Consider the following 8836-nt stretch of genomic DNA (forward strand, 5'->3'; position numbering starts at 1 on the left):
CGCCGGATAGATGAAAGCAAGCCAAACACGCATCAAAAACAGTATTGCAGAAAAGGGGGTAACCATAGATGTGGGAGCGGGCTTGCTCGCGAAGGCGGCACATTCAGCATTGATGTAACTGACAGACCGCTTTCGCGAGCAAGCCCGCTCCCACAGGGGATTTGTGGAAAGTCTAGAAATGAAAAAGGCCATTCGATTCGCATCGAATGGCCTTTTTTGTTGCCGATGAATTACTCGGCGATCTGCAACTTGCGTGACTCGGTGTACACGTAGCGCACTTTCTCGTACTCGAATGGTGAGTTCAGCTGGCCATAGCGGAAGCTGTTCTGGTAGCGCTTGTCGATACCACGCAGGACCCAGATTTCCGGATGGTTTTCGCTGACTTCGGAGACGTTCAGGAAGTTGATCGCCGACTCTGCGGTGAAATCGACCGCCAGGCCGCCGGTGTCGCGGATGTTCGAAGGTCCGAGGATCGGCAACACGAAGTAGGCGCCGCCCGGTACACCGTAGAAGCCCAGTGTCTGGCCGAAGTCTTCGCTCTGGCGCGGCAGACCCATGGCGGTGGCCGGGTCCCACAGGCCGGCGATGCCGATGGTGGTGTTGAGTAGCAGGCGTGCGGTGGTTTCCATCGAGCGCTGCCCCTTGAACTGCAGCAGGCTGTTCATCAGGTTCGGCACATCACCGAGGTTGTTGAAGAAGTTGCTGACGCCAGTGCGCAGGAAACTCGGGGTGATGTAGCGATAGCCATTGACCACTGGCAGGAACACCCATTGGTCGAAGCGGTAGTTGAAGTGGTAGACGCGGCGGTTCCACTCTTCCAGCGGGTCGTAGACGGCCAGCGCGCTAAGCGTCGAGCGTTCGAACTCGCGCTGATCCAGCCCCGGGTTGAATTTGAGTTTGCTCAGCGGCTCCTTGAAGCCGTCACTGTCAATCACAACCGGTGCGTTGGCTTTGCTGTTGTCGGCATTGGCGACGCCTGCACAGAGTAACGCGGCGATAAGCAGGAGGTATTTAGCCACGGAAGAACTCCAGCATGGCGTCGCTGTTGACGCGGTAATTAAGGTTGCCGCAATGGCCGCCCAGTGGATAAACGGTCAAGCGATCGCCAAAGGTCTTGCGCAGGAAACCAAGGTCACCAGGGCCGAGAATCACGTCGTCGGCGTTGTGCATGACGGCGATTTTCGGGCTGTCGTGCAGGTAATCCTTGAGTGCATACAAACTGACCTGGTCGATCAGTTGCAGCAGGCTGCCGCCGTCGGTGCGGGCGCGCCACATCGGAATGACTTGCTCGGTGATGTAGCAGTCGAAGTCGCACTGCAGCGCGCGTTTGAGGAACGGCGTGAGGCTGGTGCCTTCGGTGATCGGGTATTTCGGTGGAGTGATCAGACCGCGACGGTTGATCAAGTCCGAGGTGAAGGCAATGTCGGCTGCCGAGAAGCGGAACGAAGTGCCGATCAGCATGGCCATCTGTTCGTTGCTCAGGTGCTGCTTGGACTGCTGGAAGTCGTAGAGCAGGGCATCGTTGAGGTCGATGTAGCCTTTCTGCTGGAAGTAGCGAGTCAGTTTGTTCAGCACCAGTTCATAGAACGTTGTGCTGTTGTTGATGCCCTTGACCTCGGTCTGGACCAGCTTGTCGAGGTTGGTGATCGAGGTGTAGAGGTTGACCGGCGGGTTGAGCAGCAAGACTTTCTTGAAGTTGAAGCTGCGGCGGGTTTCATCCAGGTGCGCGACGAACGCCGCATCCAGGGCGCCCAGGCTGTAGCCGGTCAGGTAGTAATCGGTAACGTCCACATGCGGGTTTTGTGCCCGCACGGCCTGCATCACCCGGTACATGTCTTCGGCGTCTTCCTTGGTGATACCGGGCGTGGCAAAGCGTGAGGCGGCGCTCATGAAGTCGAAGCTGGTGGGCGACGACAGTTGCACCACGTGGTAGCCGGCCTTGTAGTAGAGCTTCTTCAGGTATTCGTTAAGGCTGCTGTCATAGCGCGCGCCGGTGCCGGCGATCAGGAAAATCAGCGGAGCGGCTTTATCCTGGGTGGCGATGCGGTAGGTGAGTTTCTTCACCGGCCAGAAGTTGTCTGGCAAATCGAACTCACGCTCCGGGCGTAACCTGACGCTGCGGGTTTCCTGATTGATGTCATCGTCCAGCGGCAACTCCGGGCGCAGGTCCGGCGGTGTCGTCGCGATGGTCGCCTCGAACGGGTTGGTCAAGGGGTAGCCATAGCTGGCAGCGTCGATATCGACGGCCAGTGCGGACGCACTCAAAATAAGGCCGCCAAACAGGGCGGCGAAGCGCAAGGAACGGAGCATGACTAGATCCCTTAGAGAAAGGTGCCAAATGAAGTTCGCAGGCTATGACCACGGGGGTTGCGCCAAAGTGCCATGGATCGGCACCAATCAGGCCTAATTTCGGAGTAATAGTAGCTGGACGATACACTTTGCAGCGATTGCGTGACCAATTATCTCTTACATGCGTTTGCTAACCGCTGGCGGGGGATTAAGCTGGCCGCCGTTTTCGTTTATTGGAGTGCTTCATGTCCCGCCGTCTGCCTGTGATTCTGCTGCTCGTTCTCCTGCCGTTATGGCTGGCCGCCAGTTATGGCGCGCGTTATGGCTTCATGGAGGATGCTCAATGGGTCGGCATCTGCGTGGACGAAGCGAGTCGCTGGGAATGCCAGGTTCGTTCGAGCCTGGGTCTGATGATTCACTTCAACGTATTGGGCTTCACGGCATTGGCGGCAGCCGTTATCGGGTTTGTGCTTCCGGGCCGGGCAGGGTGGTGGTTGGCCGTGCTGGCGCTGGTGTTCGGGTTTCCGGCGTTGGCGTTGTACAACACGACATTGGCTGTTTTTGCGGTGGTGATTGCCGGGTTGCGGTTGGTTCGGGCTTCCCGCAGCGTCTGATGGTCAGTCTTCGCGAGCAAGCCCGCTCCCACATTTGATCTCGGTCGTACACAGATTTTGTGCTCACTGAGGATCAAATGTGGGAGCGGGCTTGCTCGCGAAGAGGCCGGTAGGGGCGCTGAAGATTACCCTTTGCGAACCCGCAAACTGCGCCACAACGCTGCAACCATCAACACACTCGCCAGCGCCCAACCCCAGGCCTGCTGATTCTGCAACCCTTCGCGATACAGCTGCGGTGCAATGCCAGCACCGATGATGAAGGTCAGCAGGGCAATCTCCCGACGCGCCACGCTCACCGGGCGGCACAGATAGACCAGCGCCGGCAGGATGAATGCAACACTCGGGAAGCTGCGATAACGCGGATCGAACACCAGCTCCAGCATCGTCACCGCAGCGGCAAACCCGGCCACAGCGAGCAACCAGCCCGCCCAACGTTCCAGCGCATTGAACGCCCGTCCGCGCCAGCCAGTGCGAGCGCTCAGAGTCAGTGCCGCATGGGCCAGCACCAACACGTTCAACGCCGTCAGCAAAGCGACCCACAACCACTCACTGCCAAATCGCGTGGTGACTCGGGCCAGGTCGCCCCAGGCGCCAATCGAGCAGGCGGCCAGCGCGCCGAGCAGCGGTAGAACCAGCGCTGCGCGAGTGCTGCGGACACGTCCACCGAGGATGAGTGTGCCGAGGAAGATCAAACCACCCACCACCAGCCACTGCGTCCAGTAAGGCACGTTCGACACTGGACCGGCGAGCACGCCCTTGTCCTGGCGATCGGCATCGAACAGCCCCCAGTAACCACCGACCGCACCTTCGCTGGCGCGTTTCCACGGCTGGTCGAAGGCTTCGATCAGGTTGTAATGCCAGCCTTGCTGCTCCGCCATGATGACAAAAGCGCGAATGAACTTGGCTTCATTGACCCGGCTCGGCAGGGCGGTTTCACGCTGACGGCCTTCACTCGGCCAGCCGGTTTCGCCAATCATCACGTCCTTGGGTGCGAACTTGTTGCCGAACACCTGACGTACTTCGGCCACATGCTGCAGGGCGGCATCGATGTTCGACGGGTCATCTTCCCAGTACGGCAACAAATGGATGGTCAGGAAATCCACCGCCGGGGCGACTTCCGGGTGCTTGAGCCAGAACTCCCAGACGTCGGCGTAAGTGACAGGTTGTTTGACCTGGCTTTTGACTTTACTGATGAGCTTGGCCAGTTGCGCGCCAGTGACTTCCTTGCGCAACAGGGTTTCGTTGCCGACGATCACCGAGGTCACAACGTCCGCGTTGGCGTTGGCCGAGGCGATCAGCAGGTCGACTTCCTTGGCGGTGTCCACCGGGTTGCTGTTGACCCAGGCGCCGATCATCAGTTTCAGCCCGTGCTTGCGCGCCAGGTCGGGCAGGGCCTCGAGGCCGGTCATGGAATAGGTGCGGATGCATTCGAAGCTTTTGGCCAGCAGCGCGAGGTCGGCATCCATGCGCTCGGGGCGCAGCTTGAACGGCTGATCGAACGGTGATTGATCCTTGTCGAACGGGGTGTAGGAGGCGCATTGCAGCTTATGCGTCGCGCTGGCCACATCCGGCAGCACCACCGGTTTACCGAGGCCGTACCAGAAGCCACCCAGGGCAAAAAGCCCCAGCAGGCAGGCGAATAGATAAGCCAAAAAAGGAAAGCGGGATGTCGCGGGCATGGTCAGGCCGTCTGGGAGCAAAGCCGCGCATGTTACCTTCATTTGCCGCGTGCTTGGTGGCCTGCATACTTTTGACATGCAAAGTTTGGGCGGATTGGCGAGCGGACTTCCGGTGGTCTAGATTAATGGCGTTCTGATGTCGTTTCTCGATGCCTTGAGGTCGCTGGCAGAGAAGGTCGCCATTGTCGTGAGGTTGATTATCGACGCGTCAGTGCTCTCATAGATAAATCGCTGATGTTCGGACGAGTTTGCGGTGGGCGTGATGGGGGCGCTGTGCACCATAACAATACGTTGACGCGACTCGGCATCCGTCGAGCGCAGCACTTTCGGGGAAGTAACGATGAAGATGCGACGACTCTTGGGCGCAGGTGCCGCTTTGGTGCTGGCGATCAGTTCTACTGTTGCCAGCGCCGAAGGCAAGGCAGTGACTATCGGTTATGTCGACGGCTGGTCGGACAGTGTCGCCACGACCAACGTGGCCGCTGAAGTGATCAGGCAGAAACTCGGTTATGACGTGAAACTGCAAGCAGTCGCCACCGGGATCATGTGGCAGGGCGTGGCCACTGGCAAGCTCGATGCCATGATGTCTGCGTGGCTGCCTGTGACTCATGGTGAATACTGGACCAAGAATAAAGATCAAGTCGTCGATTACGGTCCGAACTTCAAGGACGCGAGAATTGGCCTGATCGTGCCGGAGTACGTCAAAGCCAAAAGTATTGCCGATCTGAAAACCGACGACAGCTTCAAAGGTCGTATCGTCGGCATCGACGCCGGTTCGGGCGTAATGCTCAAGTCCGAGCAGGCGATCAAGGACTACGATCTGACCGGCTATCAACTCAAGGCCAGTTCCGGCGCCGGCATGATTGCCGAGCTGACCCGTGCCGAGAAGAAAAACGAATCCATTGCCGTCACCGGCTGGGTGCCGCACTGGATGTTCGCCAAGTGGAAACTGCGCTTCCTGGACGACCCGAAAGGCGTTTATGGCGCGGCTGAAACCGTAAACAACATCGGCAGCAAAGAACTGGCAACCAAAGCTCCGGAAGTTGCCAAGTTCATGAAGAACTTCCAGTGGGCGTCGAAAGACGAAATCGGCGAAGTCATGTTGGCGATTCAGGATGGTGCCAAACCTGAAGCCGCCGCCAAGGATTGGGTGGCCAAACACCCGGAACGCGTTGCAGACTGGACCAAATGATTTGAGCTGACGCGTCTGCTCAGCACTTCTCAAGGCCCCTTGGCATATTTGCCAAGGGGCCTTTTGTTTTTCCCCATTTATTTAATGCATGCCGGGAAATGGCGATTCTGTCATGTCGTTCTAATACTAAGGTCGTCTGGAACCAGTTCCGTAGCCGCATAGAGTGGATAACGTTCCAACTTCATCTGTGCTGCGAGGATAAAAACAATGAACGACAGCATTTACCTCTCGATTCAAAACAGCCCGCGCTTCAAGGAGCTGGTTAGTAAGCGAGAAAAGTTCGCCTGGATACTTTCGGCGATCATGCTTGGGCTTTACTCCGGATTCATCCTTTTGATTGCTTACGGGCCGCATATTCTGGGGGCGAAAATCAGCCCCGAGTCTTCGATTACCTGGGGGATACCGATTGGTGTCGGGCTGATTCTCTCGGCCTTTATCCTGACTGCAATCTATGTACGACGCGCCAATGGCGAATTCGACGACCTGAACAATGCGATTCTCAAGGAGGCTCAGCAATGATCCGGCGTCTAATGGCTCTATTGAGCATCGCAGCCTTTGCACCTGGCGCCTGGGCAGGTGAGGCCCTGACCGGCGAAGTGCACAAACAACCGCTCAACGTTTCCGCGATCCTGATGTTCGTCGCGTTCGTTGGCCTGACCCTGTGCATCACCTACTGGGCCTCCAAGCGCAACAATTCGGCGGCTGACTACTATGCGGCGGGTGGCAAGATCACCGGCTTCCAGAACGGTCTGGCGATTGCCGGTGACTACATGTCGGCGGCGTCCTTCCTGGGTATTTCCGCCCTGGTGTTCACTTCCGGTTACGACGGCCTGATCTACTCGATCGGCTTCCTGGTGGGCTGGCCGATCATTCTGTTCCTGATCGCCGAGCGCCTGCGTAACCTGGGTAAATACACCTTTGCCGACGTGGCGTCCTACCGCCTTGGGCAAACCCAGATCCGCACGCTGTCCGCTTGCGGTTCGCTGGTGGTGGTGGCGTTCTACCTGATCGCGCAAATGGTCGGTGCCGGCAAGCTGATTCAGCTGCTGTTCGGTCTCGACTACTACGTCGCCGTGATCCTGGTCGGTATCCTGATGTGCATGTACGTGTTGTTCGGCGGCATGCTGGCGACCACTTGGGTACAGATCATCAAGGCCGTGTTGCTGCTGTCCGGTGCTACGTTCATGGCGCTGATGGTCATGAAGCATGTCAACTTCGACTTCAGCTTGCTGTTTTCCGAGGCGATCAAGGTTCACCCTAAAGGTGAAGCGATCATGAGCCCGGGCGGCCTGGTGAAAGATCCGGTTTCGGCATTCTCCCTTGGCCTGGCACTGATGTTCGGTACCGCTGGCCTGCCGCACATTCTGATGCGCTTCTTCACCGTGAGTGACGCGAAAGAAGCTCGCAAGAGCGTGCTGTATGCAACCGGCTTCATTGGCTACTTCTACATCCTGACGTTCATCATCGGCTTCGGCGCGATCCTGCTGGTCAGCACCAACCCTGCCTTTAAAGATGCGGCTGGCGCGCTGTTGGGCGGCAACAACATGGCAGCGGTGCACCTGGCTAACGCGGTCGGTGGCAGTATCTTCCTGGGCTTCATCTCGGCAGTCGCGTTCGCAACCATTCTGGCAGTCGTTGCCGGTCTGACTCTGGCGGGTGCTACAGCGGTGTCCCACGACCTTTACGCCAGTGTGATCAAGAAGGGCAAGGCCAACGACAAGGATGAGATCCGCGTCTCGAAAATCACCACCATCTGTCTGGGGGTGTTGGCGATCGGTCTGGGCATTCTGTTCGAAAGCCAGAACATCGCGTTCATGGTGGGCCTGGCGTTCTCCATCGCGGCGAGCTGTAACTTCCCGGTGCTGCTGCTTTCCATGTACTGGAAGAAGCTGACCACGCGTGGTGCGATGATCGGCGGCTGGCTGGGTCTGATCAGTGCCGTTGGTTTGATGGTGCTTGGGCCAACCATTTGGGTGCAGATCCTGCATCACGAGAAGGCTATCTTCCCGTATGAGTACCCGGCGCTGTTCTCCATGGCCATTGCGTTTATCGGGATCTGGTTCTTCTCGATCACTGACAAGTCGACTGCGGCTGACAATGAGCGGGCGCTGTTCTTCCCTCAGTTTGTTCGTTCGCAGACGGGTTTGGGGGCGAGTGGGGCGGTTTCGCACTAAGTCTTCAGGTTTGTTTATATAAGCTGCGTTAGATAGAAATGCCCCGGTCGAGAGATTGGGGCATTTTTTGTTGGGCGGTTATCGGCCCTTGTTGTCTGAGTACATATCCGTTTCTTCTGTAACGGCTGATTATGGTTTCGCTTTTACAGCGACTCACTTTTGCAGACGCCCAAAAGTAAGCAAAACGCTTCGCCCCGGCGTACGGCACTTCGCTAAAGCTCAGTGTTCCCTCGCTACGGTGTCCATCAGGGGGCATCGCCTACGGTCTGCTTCGCGACGACCTCCTCTCGATGTGTTCGACTTCGTCGAACGGCGCTGCGCGCCTCCCCCCAGATGAACACCTCCACTCGGCCTGCCGAAGGGGCGAGAGATCAAAAGCAGAATCAAGATCTAAAGCCACAGCCACAGCAAGATCAAAAGATCGCAGCCTCGTTTCACTCGACAGCTCCTACAGGGGATGGGTGTACACCCGCCCTTCACCACTCAACAGGCATCAAAAGATCGCAGCCTCGTTTCACTCGACAGCTCCTACAGGGGATGGGTGTACACCCGCCCTTCACCACTCAACAGGCCGAGCGTTAGCTCGCCAGCAGCTCTTGATTTTGATCTGCCCGCCCCTTCGGCAGGCCGAGCGTAGGTGTTCATCAGGGGGTTAGGCGCGTAGCGCCGTGCGGCGCAGCCGCACACATCGAGAGGAGGTCGTCGCGAAGCAGACCGTAGGCGATGCCCCCTGATGGACACCGGAGCGAGGGAACACTGAGCTTTAGCGAAGTGCCGTACGCCGGGGCGAAGCCTTAATGAGATGGTCAGCCCGGCGAGAACCTCGGCGAGTCTAAACTTGCCGGGGCGCTCTCTTTACCGAAGGAGGATCTCTCATGAATACCGTGA

At 57.9% G+C, this 8836-nt stretch carries 7 protein-coding genes; 4 read left to right on the forward strand and 3 right to left on the reverse strand.

All coding sequences use genetic code 11. From position 1 onward, the window contains the following. Positions 1-230: 230 nt before the first annotated feature. Positions 231-1019 (reverse strand): MlaA family lipoprotein, encoded by a 789-nt coding sequence (locus ASC74_RS25375; protein WP_056745038.1) that lies wholly within the window; start codon positions 1017-1019, stop codon positions 231-233. Further along, the gene (locus ASC74_RS25380) at positions 1012-2310 is read right to left on the reverse strand and encodes a serine/threonine protein kinase (protein ID WP_056745040.1); all 1299 of its coding nucleotides are present in this window, start codon (positions 2308-2310) and stop codon (positions 1012-1014) included. Before ASC74_RS25380 ends, ASC74_RS25375 begins: the two co-directional genes overlap by 8 nt. Positions 2311-2534: 224 nt before the next feature. Between ASC74_RS25380 and ASC74_RS25385 the strand changes: the two genes are divergently transcribed. Next, entirely contained in the window at positions 2535-2903 is a 369-nt protein-coding gene (locus ASC74_RS25385; protein WP_056745042.1) for a hypothetical protein, read from the forward strand. A 125-nt stretch (positions 2904-3028) separates the two neighbouring features. On the opposite strand, the gene ASC74_RS25390 is transcribed toward ASC74_RS25385, so the two are convergent. Then, positions 3029-4624 (reverse strand): glycoside hydrolase family 17 protein, encoded by a 1596-nt coding sequence (locus tag ASC74_RS25390; RefSeq protein WP_056745044.1) that lies wholly within the window; start codon positions 4622-4624, stop codon positions 3029-3031. 298 nt (positions 4625-4922) lie between these two features. Between ASC74_RS25390 and ASC74_RS25400 the strand changes: the two genes are divergently transcribed. From ASC74_RS25400 to ASC74_RS25410, 3 genes are all read left to right on the forward strand, one after another. After that, positions 4923-5774, forward strand: a complete 852-nt coding sequence (locus ASC74_RS25400; RefSeq protein ID WP_056745045.1) for a glycine betaine ABC transporter substrate-binding protein — start codon at positions 4923-4925, stop codon at positions 5772-5774. A 207-nt stretch (positions 5775-5981) separates the two neighbouring features. Continuing rightward, positions 5982-6293 (forward strand): DUF485 domain-containing protein, encoded by a 312-nt coding sequence (locus tag ASC74_RS25405; RefSeq protein WP_008148580.1) that lies wholly within the window; start codon positions 5982-5984, stop codon positions 6291-6293. Next, positions 6290-7948 (forward strand): cation acetate symporter, encoded by a 1659-nt coding sequence (locus ASC74_RS25410; protein WP_056745047.1) that lies wholly within the window; start codon positions 6290-6292, stop codon positions 7946-7948. Before ASC74_RS25405 ends, ASC74_RS25410 begins: the two co-directional genes overlap by 4 nt. Positions 7949-8836: the final 888 nt, after the last annotated feature.

The sequence above is a fragment of the Pseudomonas sp. Root329 genome (genome assembly GCF_001424925.1).
GTDB classification, from domain to species: domain Bacteria; phylum Pseudomonadota; class Gammaproteobacteria; order Pseudomonadales; family Pseudomonadaceae; genus Aquipseudomonas; species Aquipseudomonas arabinosi.